This is a genomic window from bacterium (assembly GCA_036504735.1).
Lineage (GTDB): Bacteria > Electryoneota > RPQS01 > RPQS01 > RPQS01 > DASXUQ01.
Window position 1 is genome coordinate 111638 of sequence record DASXUQ010000018.1, and the last position, 20729, is coordinate 132366.

16 protein-coding genes are annotated in these 20729 nt (G+C 59.5%); 4 read left to right on the forward strand and 12 right to left on the reverse strand.

Translation table 11 applies throughout. The annotated features are described in order from the left end of the window. Position 1: 1 nt before the first annotated feature. From VGL38_14510 to VGL38_14555, 10 genes are all read right to left on the reverse strand, one after another. Positions 2–967, reverse strand: coding sequence for a hypothetical protein (locus VGL38_14510; GenBank protein ID HEY3296640.1), 966 nt, complete (start codon positions 965–967; stop codon positions 2–4). Positions 968–1001: 34 nt separating this feature from the next. Further along, complete coding sequence (locus VGL38_14515) at positions 1002–1796, reverse strand: PhzF family phenazine biosynthesis protein (GenBank protein HEY3296641.1); 795 nt, start codon at positions 1794–1796, stop codon at positions 1002–1004. Positions 1797–1802: 6 nt separating this feature from the next. Next, entirely contained in the window at positions 1803–2993 is a 1191-nt protein-coding gene (locus VGL38_14520; protein HEY3296642.1) for an ATP-grasp domain-containing protein, read from the reverse strand. Between the two features lie 91 nt (positions 2994–3084). After that, positions 3085–3657, reverse strand: a complete 573-nt coding sequence (locus VGL38_14525) for a hypothetical protein (GenBank protein HEY3296643.1) — start codon at positions 3655–3657, stop codon at positions 3085–3087. Beyond that, positions 3654–3956, reverse strand: a complete 303-nt coding sequence (locus VGL38_14530) for an MTH1187 family thiamine-binding protein (GenBank protein ID HEY3296644.1) — start codon at positions 3954–3956, stop codon at positions 3654–3656. The genes VGL38_14525 and VGL38_14530 overlap by 4 nt, the downstream gene beginning before the upstream one ends. An 8-nt stretch (positions 3957–3964) precedes the next feature. Beyond that, positions 3965–4408, reverse strand: a complete 444-nt coding sequence (locus VGL38_14535) for a DinB family protein (GenBank protein ID HEY3296645.1) — start codon at positions 4406–4408, stop codon at positions 3965–3967. Between the two features lie 24 nt (positions 4409–4432). Then, positions 4433–4909 carry a DUF2231 domain-containing protein gene (locus VGL38_14540; GenBank protein HEY3296646.1) on the reverse strand — a complete coding sequence of 159 codons (477 nt, stop codon included), beginning with the start codon at positions 4907–4909 and terminating at the stop codon, positions 4433–4435. A 225-nt stretch (positions 4910–5134) separates the two neighbouring features. Further along, on the reverse strand, positions 5135–5668 hold the full coding sequence (locus tag VGL38_14545) for a transposase (protein ID HEY3296647.1): 534 nt from the start codon (positions 5666–5668) through the stop codon (positions 5135–5137). Between the two features lie 531 nt (positions 5669–6199). Beyond that, positions 6200–7558 carry a glucose-6-phosphate isomerase gene (locus tag VGL38_14550; GenBank protein ID HEY3296648.1) on the reverse strand — a complete coding sequence of 453 codons (1359 nt, stop codon included), beginning with the start codon at positions 7556–7558 and terminating at the stop codon, positions 6200–6202. Between the two features lie 200 nt (positions 7559–7758). Further along, a complete protein-coding gene (locus tag VGL38_14555; protein HEY3296649.1) occupies positions 7759–8364 on the reverse strand; it encodes an acetate uptake transporter in 606 nt (201 codons plus the stop codon). 605 nt (positions 8365–8969) lie between these two features. On the opposite strand from VGL38_14555, the gene VGL38_14560 reads away from it, so the two are divergent. Genes VGL38_14560 through VGL38_14575 form a run of 4 tightly spaced genes read left to right on the forward strand, consistent with a single transcriptional unit; the run spans position 8970 to position 16919 of the window. Then, on the forward strand, positions 8970–14450 hold the full coding sequence (locus VGL38_14560; protein ID HEY3296650.1) for a C25 family cysteine peptidase: 5481 nt from the start codon (positions 8970–8972) through the stop codon (positions 14448–14450). Further along, positions 14450–15466 (forward strand): hypothetical protein, encoded by a 1017-nt coding sequence (locus VGL38_14565; protein ID HEY3296651.1) that lies wholly within the window; start codon positions 14450–14452, stop codon positions 15464–15466. The genes VGL38_14560 and VGL38_14565 overlap by 1 nt, the downstream gene beginning before the upstream one ends. A gap of 10 nt (positions 15467–15476) precedes the next feature. Next, positions 15477–16346 carry a hypothetical protein gene (locus VGL38_14570; protein ID HEY3296652.1) on the forward strand — a complete coding sequence of 290 codons (870 nt, stop codon included), beginning with the start codon at positions 15477–15479 and terminating at the stop codon, positions 16344–16346. A gap of 18 nt (positions 16347–16364) precedes the next feature. Further along, entirely contained in the window at positions 16365–16919 is a 555-nt protein-coding gene (locus VGL38_14575; protein HEY3296653.1) for a hypothetical protein, read from the forward strand. Positions 16920–17004: 85 nt separating this feature from the next. Here VGL38_14575 and VGL38_14580 read toward each other — a convergent pair whose 3' ends face one another. After that, positions 17005–18612, reverse strand: coding sequence for a T9SS type A sorting domain-containing protein (locus VGL38_14580; GenBank protein ID HEY3296654.1), 1608 nt, complete (start codon positions 18610–18612; stop codon positions 17005–17007). A 332-nt stretch (positions 18613–18944) separates the two neighbouring features. Then, positions 18945–20705 carry a T9SS type A sorting domain-containing protein gene (locus VGL38_14585; protein HEY3296655.1) on the reverse strand — a complete coding sequence of 587 codons (1761 nt, stop codon included), beginning with the start codon at positions 20703–20705 and terminating at the stop codon, positions 18945–18947. Positions 20706–20729 lie beyond the last annotated feature (24 nt).

Below are 20729 nucleotides of genomic sequence, written 5' to 3' on the forward strand. Positions count from 1 at the left end.
GTCAATCCTTCACCGGAATCGCAGGCGCGGAAAGCGGTTTGCCAACTTGGCGCAGCCAGCGGTAGCAAAGTTCATTGGCCACCAGCAGCAGCAGCCACAAGGCAAATCCGCCCCACGGCCAGCCATGACCGCCTAACCTTTCAGCAAAGATATTGTCCATGGCAGAGACATAAAACTCCACCTTTGCCCCGTCCACCCAGTCCACTTTCGACACCATGGTCGTATCCAGACCGGGTGATGTAAACAGCAGATCGTTGTCGAGTGACACGCGAATGGTCGGGCGCGTCGACCAGCTCTTCTCGCGGACCTTCAGGTCTCCAACTTGTACCGAACAATTCAGCCGCTCGGCGAGGGGATCGATGGGGCCGCCGCCAGGGCTATGTTCGGTAAACTGGCTGACATGAGCCCAAAGTGGCCGCCACAGCTCCACACGCCGGTGCAGGATGCCCCAGCGCAGCGGCTGCTCCGGCGCGCCGATGATTTCCGCCACGCGCGCTTTTTCATACTTCGGGTCATCCTTGACGACCATCATTCGCCCTTCGGTTGAGCCGCAGGGGAAACGCGCGCCTTTATGCGTGGTGTCCGCAAGGCGCGTTTCAAAGGCGGCGGCGTCATCAACCAGTGCCGACGGTTTGCGCACCCAAGTTACAGCGTTGTTCTTCAGAAGAAAAACTCCCGCGTCCTTCCCGGTGCGAACCTGCACGCTGTCCGCCCACACCCCAAGCAGTGCGGCATCGGATGGCGGCGGCATCAGCGCCAACTCGCGCGGCACGTTATCCGCATAATCGGTGAATACGCGAATCAGCGGATAACGGGCCTGGTCCAGTGTCCAGTTGCGGTATACTTTTCCTTCCGTGCGTGTGAACCACAACCGCACTCCCGAGCCCACCACATAAAACAGCAGAATCCACTGCGCGATTCGCAAGACGACGCGAACGCGTTTCAGAAGTTTAGCGGTGTCTTCCATGGCGGGCTTTCCCTTGTTAGACTTCGCAGGCGAACTACGCGAGCAGGCTGCCTTTCCACACAGTCACGGCATGGCCGCCGAGCAGCACGCGGTCTCCGGCCAAGGTGACGCGCAGCACGCCGCCGCGCGCGGAAAGCTGATGGGCGATGAACTCGGTCTTGTGCAGACGCTGATTCCAGTAGACGGCGAGGCAGCAGTGCGCCGAGCCGGTGACGGGATCTTCATCAATCCCCGCGCCGGGAGCGAAGAAGCGGGAGACGAAATCCACGCCGCTTTGATTGTCGGAGGCGGTAACGATGACTCCGCGCACATCAAAGCGCTTAAGTTGGGCGAAATCCGGCGACAGGGCCTTCACCATCTCCGCCGACGAGACACAGACAAGGTAATCGTCATCATTCTGTCCCACAAACAGCGGCTCCACGCCGCCCAAGGCTTCGAGCAGGTGCGGCGGAGGTGCGATTTCCTGTGCGGGCTGAGTGGGAAAATCGAGCACAATCATGTCACCTTCCCGGCGCGCTTTCAGTTCACCGCTACGGGTAAAGAAGCGGATCGGCTCGCCCGGTTTGACGCGCCCTTCCTGAAAAAGGATGTGCGCGCTGGCCAGTGTGGCATGTCCGCAGAGGTTGACCTCCACGGCCGGCGTGAACCAGCGCAGATCATACCCTTCCGCCCGCGACACCAAGAACGCAGTCTCGGCGTGTTTCATCTCCGCCGCGACATTCTGCATCCACGCCGCGTCTTTGGCTTCGGACAACAGACACACCCCCGCCGGGTTGCCCTTGAACGGCACCTCGGTGAAGGAGTCTACGGTGAAAAGGGGAAGGGACATAAGAACCTACTTTGCCGTCTTCGCCAGTTCCACGGCTCTCTTCGAAATTTCTTCGATGGGGGTTTCGATGCCGTGGAATTCGAGCTGGGAGAATAATTGGGGAGAACTGTTGCGGGCTTCGGCGAAAATCTTCAGGCCCTCTTCCCACTTGTTGCCGGTCATGCGCACCACCATCGGCTTGGAGAGGCCGTGCTCGCGCAGGAACTGCACTACGCCCTTGGCAAAATCATCGCAGCGGGAAATGCCGCCGAAGCGTGCACCGAAAATCGCCTTCACCTTGGGGTTCTCATCGAGCAGCACCAGCATCTTGGCAATGCGCTCGGGAGCCGGGCCGCCGCCGCTGTCCATGAAGTTGGCCGGCTTGCCGCCGAAATGGTGAATGAAATCGTTGCCCACAATGCCAAAGCCTGCGCCGCCGGGGAACATGCCGATGTCACCTTCGAGATCCACGTAGGGGATGCCCCACTCCTGCGCCTGCTTTTCGCGTGGCGTCAGTTCGCCGATTTCGTGGCGGGCCACAATCCCCATCTCGGCCAGTTCCGGATGGCGGAACATAGCATCGTCATCCAAGGCCACACGCGCGTCGGCGGCAATCCACTTGCCTTCGGCGGTGCGCACCAGCGGATTGATCTCCACCACCTTGCCGTCGAGCTTCTTGAACAGATTGAAGAGCCGCACGGTGATCGCACCGACTTCCTTCAGATCGTTGCCCGAAAGTCCGAGGGCCTTGGCCATTTCGATGCCGTGATAGGTGTAGATGGGATCGTCGATCTCGAAGGGAATCTTGACGATCTTTTCGGGCGCAGTGCGGGCGGTTTCTTCGATCTCGACGCCGCCGTCGGCGCAGCCGATGAGCACGATCTTGTAGTTGGCGCGATCAATCGTCACGCCGAGGTACATTTCGCGCTCGATCTTCAGCGCGGGCTCGATCAGCAGCCGTTCAACGGGATAGCCCTTGATGGTCAGGGCCAGAATTTGCGCCGCGAGGGTACGGGCTTCGGCTTCATCTTTGGCGATTTTCACGCCGCCGGCCTTGCCGCGCCCACCGATCAATACCTGAGCCTTGATCACAACGGGGAAGCCGAGTTCGACAGCCGCCTTGGCGGCATCATCGGCAGTGGTGACTACTTTGCCTGCCGAAACAGGAATCTTGCTTTTGGCAAAGAAGACTTTGCCTTCATGTTCGTAAAGTCGCATAGGAAGAAAATCCTGAAATACTGAAGTGCTGAAAATCTGAAATCAAGCGCCAGACCGACAGGCCCGGGACTCGACGGAATGGTGTAGGGACTTATCGTTTCTGCGTGCTGTCGGATGCTCCGGGCATGGCCCAGCCGGCACTGCTGCGCGCAGGCGAGCGCAGGGTATCGGCAAGAATCCTGCGGGTGGAATCGAATTTTATGACTGTGCGGTAGCCGATGGCGCTGCCAACGGTGGCGCCGAGAAAGCCGCCGATGGCGGACGTCGCGCCACTGAGCGCTCCGACCGCGATTTTGCCCAGGGTGTTGTGGGTGTGGATCTGCGAGGAGACGGCGATGCCGCCGCCCAGCCCGGCCACCAGCCCCACAAACGCGCCGCTGCGCGCGCCGCGCCGGTGGTTGATATTATCGATCCGCGCAATCTCCCACAGGCGGATCCGCTGACGCCGGCCATCCGGCAAGAGCCACGTGGCGCTGTCGGCGGCAAGAATGAGCTGCTGGGTATCGATAACGGCCCCGCTGCGCAGCCGCACATGATTGGTGGTGCCCATGCATTGCAGGTTGGCCTCTTCGAAGTCGGAATAATACGAGCCGCGCGTGATGGTAAAGGTCTCGGCACAGCCGGTCACGAGCAAAAGAACACCGAGCAGGCAGACATATTTCATTTCAACTTCTCTTCTACGGAGCGCACCTTGTCCTCCATCTGGACGGCCTTATCGCGGCGGTCGTCGATCTTGATGACGCTGCCCACGCGTTTACAACCCATCGCGAACAGAGCTTCGTGCATCTTCTCGATAATCTCGAAGCAGACGCTAAGTTCGCCCTGCATGGTGGTGAACATCGGATCGAGGCGGTAGGTGACGCGCCCGTCTTCGCGGATCACGCGCTCGGCGGCGGCGACATATTGGGAAAGGCTGGTGCCTCCCACATCGGAGGGTGCGATGGAAACGGCGACGATGGCCATGGGGAGCCTCAGAGACCGAATTGGATGAGATGGTGATTCAAGTGCCGGAAGTTCAGCCGCGACCACTGCTCAGGCGTCAGATCGCCGAAGCCGGGACTCCGGCCCCATTGCTGGCCACGCCCTTTGGCAAAGCGGTCCACGTACGCCAGCACCCGTTGCTTGTCGCGTACGAACTCTCCCGGCTTGCTTTCCAGATATTCCGGCGCGGTGGGCGACCCCTTGGGCCACGGCATAGGAGAGTCAATCACCATCCATCGGCCCAGCGCCGAATTCAGAAAACCCTTTTTGACGGTGACGGGCCGCTCGGCAAAGGCCACTTCAAAGGTATCAATCAGGTGCGTCAGCATCGTCGCGGGCACGAACTTGCCCCACTGCGCCTTGTGCTGCGGTGTCAGTTTTTCGAGGCGCTCGCGAATCTGAGCGCGGACGGTATCGTCAAAAAGGGAATTCATAAGCCGGAGTTGAAAAATGGAAGGTCAATCGTCTTCATCGAGAAACGGCGGCGCAACAAATCCGGAGCGCAATTCGGGATGGCTAATGAGGCCGCCGAGCTGGGCCGTGCGGATAAAGGTGGCGGCGGTCAGAAGCGACAGAATCATCACCGTAACCGGCAGCCATTTCGGCGGCTTCTTCTGCCGGTGGGCAAAGGTCAACCCGAACAGTGCGGCCACGCCGAGCGCGCCGACCAGGATGAACGCCCACACCGCCGCGTCTTCGTGCTCCTCGACCATCCCTTTCACGAATGTGGGGTGCTCGCGGATATCGCTCGCCGCATAGTCACCGGTCAGGTACACCGGAACAGTGAACACCGCCGCGAGGACCAGCATCCATAATCCCACGATCATATTGTCCCGGTTGTCGCGCAGCTTCGCAAACAACAGAATCAGAATTCCAAAAATCACGCCGATCATCGGAACGTGATTGAGCATCAAGTGAATGTGGGGGAGAGACATGAGGTGGTTTTCTCTTGTAGATTGGGCGGCGGGTGCCATCCAGACACTATCAGATAGTGCGCACCCGATGAGGTGGCGGTCTCCGTGCCGCGACACGAGAGACTCATGTTCCGACGGTCTCCGTGCACCACAGGAAATCTGTGTTCCGGGGCAGTTTGCACCGCGACGGATCGTCTTAATTCCCGGCGGCATGGAAGCCGCTGGCTAATCGGCAATCCTCTTTTTTCAGAGTGGCGGGCTGGAACCCGCCGCACCAGACGTGCCGTCATGTGTGTCAGCCGAACCGTCTAAGGCGATTTTCCAGTAAGGGGTCACGATTCGGAAGGATTCGTTGTAGTATTCCGCCGCGCTCGACCAAGGATACGTGTGCGGACTCTCGGCAAGACCGACCCTGACCGGGTTATCGTGAACATACACAAGTTTTTGTTGAAGAAACCGATCGTGCAGCACGATCTCAGACCAGCACCCTTCCTGCCAGAAGGTCCCGATGCCGATTCGGTGCGTCGAATAACTCTTGACCTGTCCCACCCACCGCGAAATCGTCAGCGGTGATCTCGGATAGACCAACACATGCAAGTGATCCGGCATGACAACATAGGCGATCAAGGGAGCCTGGCCACGCTGGGCATAAAAGGCCATCGTTTCCACAACGGCAAGAGCAACTGCCGAATTCGTGAACACTGGTTTACGGTGCGCAGTGGACACGGTAACGAAGAACAACCGGTTTGCCTCGAGACGGTCAGCAGGCACACGGTCCATGAACAGCTTCCCCTTTCATGTCCGGTGGCGGGTTCCATCCCGCCTTACCAAAATGGCATACCCGATTAGCCGGCGGCCTCCGTGCCGCCGCAGAAGATTCTTGTTCAGGCGGTCTCCGTGCCGCCACGGGACATCTGTTCCAACGGCCTCTGTGCCGACACCAGAGACTCATGTTCCGACGGCCTCGGTGCACCACGGGGAATCTGTTCCAACGGCCTCCGCGCCGCGACACGAGAGACTCATGTTCCGACGGTCTCTGTGCACCACGGGGAATCTGTTCCAACGGCCTCTGTGCCGACACCAGAGACTCATGTTCCGACGGTCTCCGTGCACCACAGGAAATCTGTTCCAACGGCCACTGTGCCGACACCAGAGACTCATGTTCCAACGGCCTCTGTGCACCACGGGAAATCTGTGCTCCGGGGCAGTTTGCGCCGCAACGGATCGTCTTAATTCCCGGCGGCATGGAAGCCGCCGGCTAATCGGCAATCCTCTTTTTTCAGAGTGGCGGGCTGGAACCCGCCGCCTCAATCAAATCCCGTCCGCCGCCTCTTCAAATCCTTTCCTACCCATCAAACCATACGTCAGGACTTTGCCTAATTCCACGCCGGGTTGGTCGAAGGGGTTGATGCGGTAGAGGGAGCCGGCAAGGGCAGTGGTGACTTCGAGCAGCATGAAGAACTCGCCGACGCTGCGGGCATCGAGGCGCGGGAAGCGGATGGTAAGGGAAGGCCGCTGCTGACGGGCAAGGGCCTCACGCGTGGCGGCGAATTCGGCGGCCATCAGCTTGTTCATCGACTGCCCGCCCAGATAGTTCAGCGAGGAGACTTCGGGATAGATGGCGGGCAACGGCAGCGCGGTGCGGAACTTCTCCACTTCGAGGAACAGGAACACCTTGTCGTGCGGGCCTTCGATGTAAAGCTGCACCTGCGAGTGCTGATCGGTCGTGCCCAGCGCCTTGATTGGCGTCGGTCCCACATTGACTGTCTTGCCGTCGATATCCTTGGCCTTGCCCAGCGATTCGGCCCAGATCTGGCGGAACCAGTCGGCCAGCAGATAGGCGGAGTTGGCGTAGGACATCATCACGTGCATCGGCTTTTTGTGCGCGGTATCGAACAGATAGAGCAGCGCGGCCATCTGCGCGGCGGGATTTTCGGCAAGGTTATCATTCAGGCAGCGGTCAGCCATTTCCGCCGCGCCATCCAGCATTTGCAACACGTCGAAGCCCAGGCAGAAGGCGGGAAACAGACCAACGGGACTCAGCACGGAGAACCGCCCACCCACCGCCGTCGGCAGATCCAGCGTCGGCAATCCTTCTTCCTGACAAAGCTTGCGCAGATCACCCGAGCGCGGATCGGTAGTGCAGACCACGTGTTCTTTCCACTGCGGACCGAGAGCTTTTTTGAGGCGGTCGAAAATCAGCAGCGTGGCCGCGGCGGTTTCGGCGGTGGCGCCGCTTTTGGAGATAATGTTGTACACCGTATCGCGCGGCTCGCAGAAATCCAGCAGGCTCCAGGCCTGGTCCGGATCCACATTGTCCAGCACAAAGAACCGGCTGCGGCCACCGCGCTCTTCCCATGAGAGCAGATTGTGCAGCGGGTGGGCCAGCGCATTGAAGATCGCCGCCGGTCCGAGGGCCGAGCCGCCGATTCCGGCCAGCACAAAATTATCGATACCGTGGAAATGCTCCGCCGCCTGCTGGCTGGAAAGATACGCGCCCATGTCATAAGGCAGATCGAGAAACTCGAGGGTGCCCATGTCATGGTGGCGGTTCAGATCGGCAATCGCCTCGTGCATTCGCGGCGCAAGCTGATCCATCTGCTCCGTCGACACGCCGTGCGCGCCCACTCTGGCGCTGTAGGCATTGGTGGTATTCAGAGATAGGGACATGATTATTTCCGGTTGAAGAAAAGTTTCATGAAGGGTGATGTTGGAAGGTGCTTTGCTTCAAGAACCCCCTTCTGATTCCCCCTTTTTCAAAGGGGGAAGGGCCATCGGGTCTCCCCCCGTTTACGGGGGGACTAAGGGGGGGGCAGGTCTCCCCCCTTAGAATAAGGGGGGACCAAGGGGGGTCTCTTCGCCTGTTATGCTTACTTTGCTCCCAGCGGCCACACCGTCTTTTTGTAGACTTCGTTCAGCACCTGCGCGAGGCCGGTGTAGATGGCGGACAGGCCGCAGAACAGGCCTTCCCAGCCGGCGACGTGGATAATGCTTTCATTTTCCGCGATGGTGCCCCAGGCCAACAGGAAGAATAGAATGGTCAGTGAACTGAAGACGACCTGCAGCGCGCGGTTCAGGCGCAGCGTGCCGACAAACATCACCAACGTGAAGACTCCCCACATGAACAGATACGCGGCGCGCGAGGTGGCATCCGGCGCATCGGCCACGCCCAGCTTGGGCATCACAAACATGGCGACCAGTGAAATCCAAAACAGTCCGTACGACGTGAAGGCGACGGTGCCGAAGGTGTTGCCCTTTTTCCATTCCATGGCGCCGGCGATAATCTGCGCCACGCCGCCGTACCAGATTCCCATGCCTAAAATCATGGAACTGAGACCGTAAAAACCGGCATTGTGAAAATTGAGCAGGACGGTGGTCATGCCGAATCCTAAGAGACCGAGCGGTGCGGGATTGGCGGTGGTGTCTTGTGTCTGGGACATGGGAAGGTGGGGGTTGAGGTGTGGCCGACGGCGCATGCGGTGCGGCCGGCAGAGAGGCATGTGGTTTTCGACAATGCCGTCCGGGACGATCCTGCTGTTTTCACACGATCAAGCTCGGGCAGAGGCCTACCGAATCGGCAATGCACTGTAACTTTGCAATATAACAAACCTTGTGGACTGAGGCAACCGATCCTCTTGGAGCCGTAGCATTTTGAGAGACAGAAATGCACAGAATGTACCCGTTGGATAGAGCGGTCCACTGCACGTGAATTTCCCCAACCTGTGACTTGGAGCAAGAATTGCTAATTAATCCATTATTCAGGGTCATGTTTACTGTTGGCGGAAAACCAAGCACTTGCGGAGTTGAAGAGGCTTGACAAACTGGAAAGTTTTTCCTATTTTGAAACGAATCTCAGGGAGTCGGCTTTATAGCAAGTTCGCTAAGCTGTTTGTACCGTCAGTAGAAACTCCAATGCTTGTCGCCGGACGCTGCCTTTGGGCAGGGTTCCGGTGGAGTGCTCTCTGACGGCATGCGTAGCTTAGCGAACTTTTTTGTCGGGGACCGAAACTCTATGGCATTTCCCACCCGTAAGATCCTATTTACATTTCTCTTGCTCCTGCTAATTGGTGGGAGCATCTCGGTGCTCAGCGCCCTGCCCTCCGCCCGCAAGACTCCCCCAGCTCCCCCTGCTGCCAAAACCGTCAACGCCGAAAAGTCCACCGCCGCTACCCGCGCTGCGTTGCAGCTTTTGCGGCAGGAAGACGGCGAATTGACGCTGGAATGGAAATGTCCGGAGATTCAGCTCGAACGTGACCCGGTGACGCACCGGATTGCCGCCGTCATGATGAACGGCGCGGATCCCTGCCAAAAAACCGGTGTCCCGACCCTGCCGCAATTTACCCAGCTTCTGGACTGTCTGCCCGGCAAAGTCACGGCACAAGTCGTCGATATGGAGGCCGACACGCGGCTGCTTGGCGAGATGATCGCCACTCCCGAGGACATTATGGTAGATGCGCCTCCGGCTTCGGACAGCACGCGCGGCGGACAGGCCCTCGACTCGCCCGCAGAACGACTGTCCTGGAGCGAGCGCGCCTCCCGCACGCCGCTGATTTCCGGCATGTGGCCGCCGCAGGTGGTCAGTGTACAGGAGGCCGGCGTTTACCGCGGCCACCGGCTGATGTCTCTGAATATTTTTCCCGTACAGGTGGACGCCCAGCGCGGCGTAGCGCACGTGGTCAAACGCATTAAGGTACGGGTGACCATGCCGCGTAATGCCACGGCCGTCAGCCGCATTCCCGATCAGGCGTCCGAAACCGACATGCTGCGCAAGATGCTCGGCCAGCTCGCGCCCACAGCACTGGCGACGCGCATGCCTGAAGCCCTTGAAGGACGCGGCGCGTCGGGGCGGAACCGCCTCGATGATTTCGACCCCTTGCATCCCCGCTGGAAGATCATCGTCAGCCAGCGCGGGATTGTGCGCGTGACCGCCACGGATCTGCGCTTTGCCGGATGTCCCGTCGAACAGATCACCGCGCGGGAAGTGCATCTCAAGAATCGCGGGCACGAAGTCCCCATCTACTTTTCCGGTGAAGAAGACAACCGGTTCGATGACGGCGATTATTTCGATTTCTACGGCATCCCCAATCAACAGACCTACCAGTCGTTCTCGCCGTCCTTTTATCAGGACCCGTGGACCAATGAGAATGTCTACTGGCTGTCGTGGGGAGACGGTCAGCCCGGTTTGCGGCTGGCCAATGAGGATGGAACCTATCATCCCGACTGGTCGCCGCAGCAGGTGCATCAGATCTCCAATGTCCAGACGTCCTTGCACTTCGAAGCCGACTGGAAGTTCGACCGCCTGCAGGCCAGCACCTCTCAGTTCGCTCAAACGTTGCTGGCAAACGGTCCTTTGGGAATCCACCAGGACCATTGGTTCTGGGGTACGCCGATTGAAGGCCTGAGTTCACGCAGTTTCCTGGCCTATCTTCCCTTTCCGGCCACGTCGGGCCCCGAGGCTCTGTACAATGTGACCGTGCGGGCCTGCCTGCAAGGGTATACCTTCTCGGACGCCGAGCCGATGGGCAACCACCGGGCCATTGTGTATGTCAATGGGCGGACGGCTCCCGGACTGCAGGGCGGTAAGATTACCGAGAGGGATAACTTTCCGGTATGGAAGAACCAGACGCCGATTATTTTGCAGACGCGTCCCACGGATACGGCGGGCGTCGGCATCACCGCCGGAACGCTGGAGCAGGGGAATAATGTCATTTCCGTGTCTCTTCCCGGCGATGGTCTGGCGGGCGCAAACGACAAGGTCATGGTCAACTGGTTCGAGATCGACTATGCCCGCGCGCCCCGTGCCTCTTACGACGGATCCATCTATTTCCCGTTCGATACAACTCGCGGCGACACCTATTCCTTTGAAATCCGCGGCTTTGCCACCCGCAACATTTCCGTCTGGAAGCTGGACCATGCGCGGCTTACCAATGTGCTGGTGCGGCGTGTCAATCCGGCGGATGAAAGCCCAAGCTGGGCGGCGCGCTTCCAACTGATCAGCGACGGCGCCTATCAGATGGCGCTGTTCGATGACCGGTATCCGCAACATCCCGCGGCGATTGTGCCCGAGACCTCCAACCGTGATCTGCGGACGCTGAACGGCGCGCGCTACCTGATCATTTATCACGACAGTTTCGCCAATGACCCGGCGGCTTCCCCCTGGCTGCAGCGGCTGGACAGTCTGCGCCGCGTGACCTTCGACGGCTCGGTGGATACGATTCGAGTCTCACAGATTTATGAGCAGTTCAATGACGGCATCGTCAACCCGGAAGCGATCCGCAATTTCCTGAAGTACGCCTATGAACACTGGGCGGTGCGTCCCACGCATTGCTGCCTCGTGGGAGACGGCGTGATGGAAAACAAGTACAGCGGCGCGCGGCAGGGCGATCTGATTTCCAGCCTCTATACTTTGACTACCCAGTACGGAGCCACCGCGGCGGATATGCTGTTCGGCTGCGTCTCCGGTCCTCCGTGGGACATTTTGCCGGACATCGCCGTCGGCCGCATTTCCTGCCGCTCGGCCACGGAACTCGAATCGTATGTCCGAAAGCTGATCGCCTACGAAGATCCGTCCCGCACGGCCTACAACTCGCTGTATCACTGCACCATGCTGGCGGTGGCCGACAAGAAAGACGCGCAGTTCGATTTCCCCGGCGGCTACTCGGAACCGACCATTCAGACGATGCCGGACGAGATCAACGTGTCGCGCGTCTACCTCGACAGTCTGCCCTCCGGACAGGGTCCCAACGTGCTGCGCGACGGCTTCCGCAACGGCGCGGTGCTGATCAACTATAACGGGCACGGTGGTGGTGGTGTGTGGAGCGGCACCAACTTGATGGATGTGGCCGGCGTACGCCAGCTCAACAACCGCCGCGCCTATCCGTTTATTACGAATTTTACCTGTTACGTGGGCGCGTTCGATGCCATCAATCAGGCCGACGTGCTCGGGGAGGCTTTCGAATTCGCCCAGAACAACCGGCTGGATCCGGTGGGCGGCATCGGAGTTTACAGTTCCACGGGCGTCGGTTGGGCAAATGCCGGACGCACCATGCAGCAGTATCTGTATGACTTCTGCGCCACCGTCCCGGGGCTGACACTCGGCGAAATCGTACAGATAAACAAGACGCGGTTCTGGGGACGGCGAGTTTACAATTGGGCGATGGGCGACTATCTCGCCATCGGCGATTCCGAGTATTCGATGATGATGATGATGACGCTGCTGGGCGATCCCGGAGTCAAACTCGCGCTGCCGCAGCAGACGTGGCATGATGTGCATGCCAACACCGGCCTCGTGCATCTGGGAGATACGTTGCGGGTCAGCGGCACGTTGCCGTGGGACCCTGCCGGGCAACCCACCGACGTCTATCTGCTACCCTACAATGGCGCCGGATTGTCCTATTATCTGCAGCATTACCGTCTGCCCAATGGAGAAGACACGGCGATTGTGATTCCGGTCCAGACCTCCCATGTACCCGCCCTCAATCTTGACCTCGCCTTTCCCCAGCAGGTGACAACGCGCGAGTTTTCCAACCTGCCTGTACCGATTTCCGCGGGATTGCACACCTTGCAGGGCCATGTGGTGGTGTACGCGGTCAATCAGGGAAGCGCCGGAGTTCAGCCGCAGGACGCCATCGGCACGCTGCCGCTCTTTCTGGCCGACAGCCTGACCGGTTTGCAGGTCTTTTCGATTCAGTTGCTGCCTCTGCGCAATGTGCAATTGGGGAACATCGAAGGTTTCATCCCCAATGATTCCACATTTCAGGTGCAGGTCAATCTCATGAACCCGGGAGGGATTGCCCGGGTCAAGGCGCGCGGTGTTTTCCGTCCGGCGCAGGGCCCGGTGACATTGGATACTCTGGACCTTGTCGAACAGGAGCCGGGATTGTGGCGCACACCGGACCTTGGACCCTATTCGGTTTACGGCGGCTCGTACCGCATGCAGTTCTTTGTGCAGCCAGCGACCGGGGGCGAATTTGTGTCCACCGATGATTACAATTTGACGCTGGAAGCCCGCAACGATTATCTGCTCAACAGCAGCGCGGGTGTGGCGCCCAAGCCCGTCGCGGGAAAGGAGCCGGCCTATTACGTTCCGCTGGGATCGACCAACAGCGCGTTCACGCGCAACGTCGATGACCTTCCGGTGCGAATGACCGCGGTGCATGACTGCACTTACACCGACGCGACTCACCACACCGTTCACGTGGTGCTCGATTCGATTGCGACGACCATCCATATCAACAATATTTCGGCGCATGCGGCCTTGTTCGACACGCTGATTCCGACCTATTTCTGGCCACAGTTTTACCGGATTACCCTCATGGTGGACCCGGATAACATCGTGCCCGAAATCAATGAGTCCAACAATACGTACACCACCACGCTGGTCATGCCGAATCTGTTTCCGGCGACCAACGCGCTGGGCACGTACATGCCGCGGACCACGCAAAGCACCGCCTTCCACTATTTCTATAAACCGGGACTTGCGGACACCATCTGGTTGAAGGTGATGCCGGGGTCGCTGCCGGTGGATTCCACGACGTTGATTTACACGGCGCCGCGCGCCTTGAGTGCCGGCGAACTGGCGCAACTGTCTTACTCCGGTCTGAGCCAGACCGGCTCCGGGTTGCCGGATACCCTGCGTGATTCCGTGTATGTATTCCGCGTGACGCTGGCCGATTCCAGCGATGCACTGGTCCCCGGAGGCGTGGCGAACGTCTCATTGAACTTCTCTTTTGTGCGCGACTCACTGGAACTGTCCGAACTGGCGTTGTTTGAAAGGCGGGATGTCGCCACCGCCTGGCGCAAGCTCGACAATCTCTTTTTAGAAGGCGTTCACCGCGACACGACCTTCTCACGCGGTGTGCGAATTATCAGCTTTGCGGGCAAAGTGTCCGGCACGGCATCAGACCTCGGGAATTTCGCCTTGTTCCGGTATCATGACGAACAGGGGCCGCAGATTCAGATTTCGGTCGACGGCATGCACTTTACACCGCATTCGATCCTGCCGCGCCATCCGCAGATCTTTGCTAATCTGACCGACCCTTCCGGCATCGACCGCAGCGCGGGCAAGTTCGGCATTATCCTTGACGGCGACACGCTGCCCGATGGCCAGATTGTCTGGTCAGACAGCCTCGTGTCGAATGCGGCCATGAGCGCGCTGATCCGTCCCAATCTCGACCCCGGCCATCATGTACTGCGGGTGTTCGCCACCGATAATACGGGCATGGCGGACAGCACGTCGGTGGAGTTCGAGGTCAGCGGCGCGTTCGGCATCGAGTGGGCGATCAACTATCCGAATCCCTTCCCCAAGACCACCACCATCGCCTACCTGCTCACGGATGTGGCCGACAATTTCGTGGAATGCAAGATCTTTACGGTGTCGGGCCGCTACATCCGCACGGTGCGGGAAGTAGAACGCGCCGTGGCCAATTACCGGGAGATTACCTGGGATGGCCGTGATGATCGCGGCAATGAGGTTGCCAACGGTGTCTACTTTGCGCGGTTAAGGGCCAAACAGGGCAAGACCGAAGTGGAGAAGATGGTTAAGCTGGCAAAGGTGCGCTGATGAAAAAAACTCTGCTTCTCCTCTGCCTCGCCCTGCTGCTCTCTTCGGCGGCGCAGGCGGCCCGCTACGCGGGCGAATTTCTCGAGATCGGCATCGGAGCGCGCGGCGTAGCCATGGGCGGCGCCATGACCGCCCATGCCGATGATGCCATGAGCTTCTATTGGAATCCCGCCGGTATGGGGTATGTCAGCGGCGTGCAGGCGGCGGGTATGTATGCCGATCTGTTCGACGGACTGGCCAACTACTCCGTGGCGGGACTGACGCTGCCCGTCAGCGGCGCGGTGTTCTCGCTGAACTATGTGCGGTTGGGAGTCTCCGGCATTGGCCGCCATCCCGACTACGCAGCGCTGTCCAACCGGATTCTGCACGGCGACACCCTGTCCGTGCAGGAATATCTGCTGGCCACCGGCGGCGCGGCTCAGGGACAGTTTTCCGACAACGAATCCGCCGTCTTTCTGACGTTTGCCAAGCTGAACAAGTTTACCATCGACTTCGGCTGGTCCTATTTCCAGATTCCCATCGAGATTCCGCTGGGCGCCAATGTGAAGATCATCAACCAGAGTCTGGGCGGCGCGAAAGGTTCGGGAATCGGCGTGGATGGCGGCGGCCAGATCCGCGTTCCGCTCTCCGATCTCCTGTGGGATAAATGGAAGGCGCAGGTAGCGTGGGGCTTCAATGTGCAGGACCTGACGCGGACGGCGGTGGACTGGGGTGAAGGCAACAAGGACGCGATTCCCACCAACTTCCGTAACGGTGTGGCGCTTATTCAGAAGATGCCGGGCCGCAGCAGCAAGCTCATTTTGAGCTATGATACGGAATACCGCTGGGTGCACACGAACCATTACGGTCTGGAATATCAGTTCGAAAAAGTGCTGGCGCTGCGCGGCGGGTTCTGGGGACGGGAATGGACCGCCGGGGCGGGCCTCTCGATCTGGCGCGCGACCGTAGACTATGCGTACCTGTCTCGCGAACTGGGCAACACTCACCGGGTCAGTGTGGCCTTCAAAATCCGCTGAGGGACAAAGGATGAACACAAGACAGAGTCTTTCCGCCACGGCGGCAGGCCTGGTACTTGCCCTGGCGCTGCTCTCCGGCTGTGGGCAGGATCAGAGCAGCAAGGACGATCTGGCGCCGTCTGCTCCGCGCTGGGTGGACCGCAGCGCCGACAATATGTACGCGCAGCAGGGCATCCGCGCCGAACCGGTGCAGAATGATCTGGGCCATCCGAACAGCGACTATCATTGGGTGCACCTCGAATGGTACGCCAATCCGGAATCGGATGTAACCACCTACCGCGTGTGGCGGATCTCCGAAACCGAGCAAAATCCCCTGCGCCACTACGTCATCAAAGACCTGCGCGTGGGTTTGGATCTGCCCGAGGGACAGAGTATTTTCAGTTGGGTTGACCGGGGGGAAAATCCCAATGACGGCAGCCAGGACAATCTGGCGCCGGATGAGACGACCGGACAATCGCGCGGATTTTACTGGGAAATTCAGGCGATTGACTCGGCGGGAAACCGCTCGACGCTGTCCCCGCGCCTCTATTACCGTCTGCTGGCCAATCCGACCACGCTGTCGGCGGAGCGGGCCGCGGCGCAGGTGTATACCTTAAACTATGTGTACACGCCCGGCAGTGAAGATGACCGGCCGTTGTACGACATGATTCGCGTCTACTCGCACTATTACGGGCCGGATTCGCTGGTCACGTTCCAGCAGATTCACCGCTACGAAACCCTGGCGAGTATCACCCTGGATTTTCGCGGCATTGCCGCATCGCTGGTGCGCGACTGCACCTATGTCTGCCAAGTCAATGTCATCTGTAACCGCGTGAATGAAGCCCACACCGATTCGCTGGCCGGTGCGGCGGCGTTCACGACTTTTTCATACCAACCATAGCGTTCGAGTGGAGGAGCGATGCCGACTCGTCGAGCATTTTATACGGTGGCGATAACTTTTTTGGCTCTGCATGCAGCCTTCTTCCTGCCGGTGGCCGCGATGGCGCAACAGCCGTCGCCCTATCAGAAGCAGGAAGGACAGGTGCAGCAGACCACTCCCTCGGTGATCAAATCCGCCGGGGAAGGCAACCAGTATTACCTCGGGCAGGCCAATGAACTGCTGATGCGGGTTAACGTGTGGGGGCGCGTGTTGAAACCCGGGCAGTACTTTGTGCCGGCCACCACCGATTTGATTACCCTGATCTCGGCGGCGGGAGGACCGGAAGGCCGCTCGCGGCTGACGGATGTCAAGGTCGTCCGCGGCGGAACAGGCAGTACCAGCGAAGTCATTGAAGTCAATCTGAAGAAGTATTTGAAGACCGGCGATAAGCGGCTGATCCCCTCGCTCAAGCCCGAGGACACCGTGATTGTCAATGGCTCGGCATGGCAGTTGTTTACGGAAATCATGACCGTCTCCAGCGGCCTGGCGCTGCTGGCCAACGTTTACTTCCTCTTCTTCATCGCCCGCCGCTGACCCGGCCATAGAGTTCGAGAAACAGAAAGCCGCGTGATTGTTCGTCACGCGGCTTTCGCTTATTCGGAGGCTGCCTGCGAAGGACTTACTTCAGCAGCATCATTTTGCGGGTCTGGGTGCCTTCGGGAGTGCGGAGGGTGTACAGGTAGAGACCGCTGGGCAGTTTGCTGCCGTCGAATTCGGCGCGGTAAACACCGGGGCTGCGCTGACCGTTGACCAGCACCGCCACTTCCCGGCCCAGCAGGTCGAAGACCTTCAGGCTCACATGCCCGCTTCTGGCCACGCCAAATTCCAAGCCGGTGGCGGGATTGAAAGGATTCGGATAATTCTGCGCGAGGTAGAAGCGCTCGGGAATCAAACCGCCCTGCCGGGCATCCGCGTCCAGCCGGATCACCGTGCGCGGCGCGTAGATGCACGAGTCGACGGCGGCGTCATGCCAGCGAATGAACACATAACGGGGAACACCCCAACCGTATTGCGAGAGGTCCCACGAAAGAGAGTCTTCGCCATCCACTACAGGACGGCCGCTGCCATCCGGAATCGCCGCCCCGGTACACCCGGAAGACTGCGTTGACGAGTAGAGGCTTACCGTGGCCGGGATGCGCGGATTATGCTGCGCGTTCCAACGGAGCGTGATCGTCTGCTGGCCCGAATAGACGGTATCCGACGGGGTGATCCAGTTGAACTGGACCACATGGATCGGCGCCGCCACATATTGCATGACGGTGACGTTGTTGGTCTCGTCGGTCTCGCCCACCTGATTCAGCGTATCGACCACAAAGCGCACGGTGTGGGTGTCGACGACCATCACCCACGGGCGGGTGTCCACGATGTGGGAGGCTCCCGCGGAGTCGCCAGAGATAACCGTGTCCAGCACCACCGTGCCGTTGTCGAGGACGCCCCTCACACGGTAGTCCGGATAGTTGCCCGTGCCGCCGCTGCAGGACATCCAACTGAAACGGGCCATCGCCGAGTCTCCTTCCACCGGGGTGAGGTGGGGCTCGCCGTTGGGGCGCAGCAGGGAGGCGGGCAGCGCCTGCAAATCGACTCCCCCGTCATCGACAGAGAGGCTGATATTGTCGATCAGCGCGCCGAAACGCAGCGGCTGGTTATTGGCCGGATTGGGATTGCCGTCACTGCGGAACCGCCAGAAGACATACACCGTCTGCTGGCCAAGATAGGAAATCGTGTCCCCCGCCGGATTGCGCAGATGCGCGAAGTCGATGTACTTCAATTCCCAGTCGGTGTTCATATCTCCCGAATAGGTGCCTGCGATCATCATGTTCTGGGTGGTAAGCTGGCGCGTAGTCGCCGCGCCCCAGAAGATCGAATCGTGCGCCGGTTCGGAGCGGTTGAACATCCAGAAAGACGCCGCCGCCGCCTGCGCCTGTGCCAGATTCAGCGGACCCCACGTCAAATAGGTATCCAAATTGGGAGGATAGGGCGTGAACGCCGGATCATTGGTCGTCGGGAACCCCAATATCCAGGCCGCATGGATATCGTTCTGGCACATATGGGTATCGAAATACCGGTTCTGGATCCCCCAGCGGTCCGTCTGGTTGGTCGCGACCTGCCACTGGCTCGACGGAGCCTGATCCCAGCACTGGGACAGCACCGAATTCCAACACGCCTGCGCCACGTGCGGCTGCAGACTGAGCACCACACCCGCCGCCAGCAGCATACTCCATCCCACAAAACCCCTCCCGCCGCGGAGGATTCGTCTTAGCATCGCCATCATAGTAGCCCTCCCAATTGTGAAACATCGAAAGAAGCGAAAATATTACCGCAATACGATTCTCTTTTCGCTCTTATTTCAAAAGCATTATCTCGGTTGTCTGCGTACCTTCCCCGGTAGACAAGATACGCAAGTAGAAACCCCTTGGCAAGTGCGAACCGTTCAGCATCTTCAGGTTACTCCCCTGAAGTTAGCTGACTATCCGCTGCGCCACGACCGCATTGGCCGTTGCGAAACGGCACAGGCGGCCTTGCGCGCCGCCTGTGCCTGATTCATAGCCCCGGTGTGGGTTATTTCATCAACATCATCTTACGGGTTTGCGTCCCTTCGGCGGTCGACAGCGAATACAGATACAGTCCGCTGGGAAGCTTCGCGCCGTTGAACGGCACGGTGTAGGTTCCGGGGCTTTGTTCACTGTTGACCAGCACGGCTACTTCCCGTCCCAGCAGATCGAAGACCTTCAGCGTCACGTGGCCGCTTTTGGCCACACCATAACGCAGATCGGTCGCGGGATTGAAGGGATTGGGGTAGTTCTGATCGAGGTAGAAATGATCGGGAATGACACTGGTTCCATGGTCACCTACCGCGGTCGGAGTGCGACGGCGGATCACGGGATACGGTGCATAGATGCAGGTATCGTTGTAGGAATCATGAATCCGCACGAACACATTCAGCACGCGGCCATAATTGAAGCTCGTGAGGTTCCAGACCAGAGAATCAGGTCCATCTGCCACAGGCAAACCGGTGCCGCCTTCCACGGGCAATCCCTGACAGCCGGTGTGCTGCGTCGTCGAATAGAATGCCAGCGTCGACGGATTGTTCGGATCGTCGTAGCTTTCCCAGCGCAGCGTGGCGGTTTCATCGCCGTATTCGATGCTGTCCAGCGGTGTCACCCACGCAAAGGCTGCCGGCGGATGCGGTTGCGGCACGACATAGGTGAAGGTCGCGACGTTGTTCGCTTCGTTGACCTCGGGAATCACATTCATGGAGTCCAGCACCAGCCGCACCACATGGGTGTCGGGCGAGAGAATCCAGGGGTGCGTAAGGAGTTCGTAGGTAGTGCCCTGCTCGGCCGTAGTGATTATGGTGTCGAGCACTACCGATGTGTCCACCGTTACCACAGCCCGGAACGGAGCATAATTCTGGATTCCGCCGGCGCAAGTCTGGAATGTCAGCTTGGCATAACTGGTGTCCCCGGCCAGAGGAAAGACATTCACCGTGGAATCTTTGTAGATCGCTCCGCTGACCGCTCCCAAGTCCTGACCGCCGTCATCCCACGAAATCGACACATTGTCAATGAAGGCGCCCTTGTCGCGGTTGGCATTGCCGTCGCTCCAGAAACGCCAGAAGACCCACACCTGAGACCGGCCCAGGAGCGATACGGTATCCAGCGTGCCGACCCGGTGCAGCCGCGAAAAATCCATGATCCGCTGCTGGAAATCGATCCCCTGCATGATCTGCGAGGACACGCCCGCAATGTACATGCTGTCATGATTCTGGCGAATCACGCGCGCGGTGGTCAAACCCCAAAAGACCGAATCATGGGCAATTTCCGAGCGATTATACAGATAAAAACTGCATCCGCCGGCCACCGCCTGGCTCAGATCAATGGGTCCGTAGGTGACGTACGCGCTGTCCCAGGATGGATAGGTGGTATAGGCGGGGTCGTTGCTGCGCGGAAATCCGGCGCACCATAGGGCCTGACCGATCTGGTCGTTGCACATGTGCTGCGGATCATAGTACACCCGCTGCCAATCCCAGGAGGTTACGTTGCTGGGCACATAATCGTAAGGATAATTGGGATAGCGCTGCCAGTAGCGGCCGGAATTGGCCGGGTGCGACCAGCCGTTGGGTCCCCAGTATTGGGGAAGTGGATCCGTACTGAAACACTGCGTCTCCACATAGTTCCAGCAGGCAACCGCCGTGTGGGTCGCGCCCCACAGGAACAGCGCCGCGCCGACCACCAGCAACAGCATGGATGGGCGCAAGCGATGGAGGATTGGTCGTAGCAACTGCATCATGGTAGTGTAGCCCTCCCAGGTTAAGTGCATGATCTCGTGTCGCCGCTCGTGCTC

Excerpts from the sequence above, each read along its gene's own strand:
- VGL38_14510 (HEY3296640.1), bottom strand. The coding sequence starts at position 967 with ATGGAAGACACCGCTAAACTTCTGAAACGCGTTCGCGTCGTCTTGCGA.
- VGL38_14515 (HEY3296641.1), bottom strand. The coding sequence starts at position 1,796 with ATGTCCCTTCCCCTTTTCACCGTAGACTCCTTCACCGAGGTGCCGTTC.
- VGL38_14520 (HEY3296642.1), bottom strand. The coding sequence starts at position 2,993 with ATGCGACTTTACGAACATGAAGGCAAAGTCTTCTTTGCCAAAAGCAAG.
- VGL38_14525 (HEY3296643.1), bottom strand. The coding sequence starts at position 3,657 with ATGAAATATGTCTGCCTGCTCGGTGTTCTTTTGCTCGTGACCGGCTGT.
- VGL38_14530 (HEY3296644.1), bottom strand. The coding sequence starts at position 3,956 with ATGGCCATCGTCGCCGTTTCCATCGCACCCTCCGATGTGGGAGGCACC.
- VGL38_14535 (HEY3296645.1), bottom strand. The coding sequence starts at position 4,408 with ATGAATTCCCTTTTTGACGATACCGTCCGCGCTCAGATTCGCGAGCGC.
- VGL38_14540 (HEY3296646.1), bottom strand. The coding sequence starts at position 4,909 with ATGTCTCTCCCCCACATTCACTTGATGCTCAATCACGTTCCGATGATC.
- VGL38_14545 (HEY3296647.1), bottom strand. The coding sequence starts at position 5,668 with ATGGACCGTGTGCCTGCTGACCGTCTCGAGGCAAACCGGTTGTTCTTC.
- VGL38_14550 (HEY3296648.1), bottom strand. The coding sequence starts at position 7,558 with ATGTCCCTATCTCTGAATACCACCAATGCCTACAGCGCCAGAGTGGGC.
- VGL38_14555 (HEY3296649.1), bottom strand. The coding sequence starts at position 8,364 with ATGCGCCGTCGGCCACACCTCAACCCCCACCTTCCCATGTCCCAGACA.
- VGL38_14565 (HEY3296651.1), top strand. The coding sequence starts at position 14,450 with ATGAAAAAAACTCTGCTTCTCCTCTGCCTCGCCCTGCTGCTCTCTTCG.
- VGL38_14570 (HEY3296652.1), top strand. The coding sequence starts at position 15,477 with ATGAACACAAGACAGAGTCTTTCCGCCACGGCGGCAGGCCTGGTACTT.
- VGL38_14575 (HEY3296653.1), top strand. The coding sequence starts at position 16,365 with ATGCCGACTCGTCGAGCATTTTATACGGTGGCGATAACTTTTTTGGCT.
- VGL38_14585 (HEY3296655.1), bottom strand. The coding sequence starts at position 20,705 with ATGCACTTAACCTGGGAGGGCTACACTACCATGATGCAGTTGCTACGA.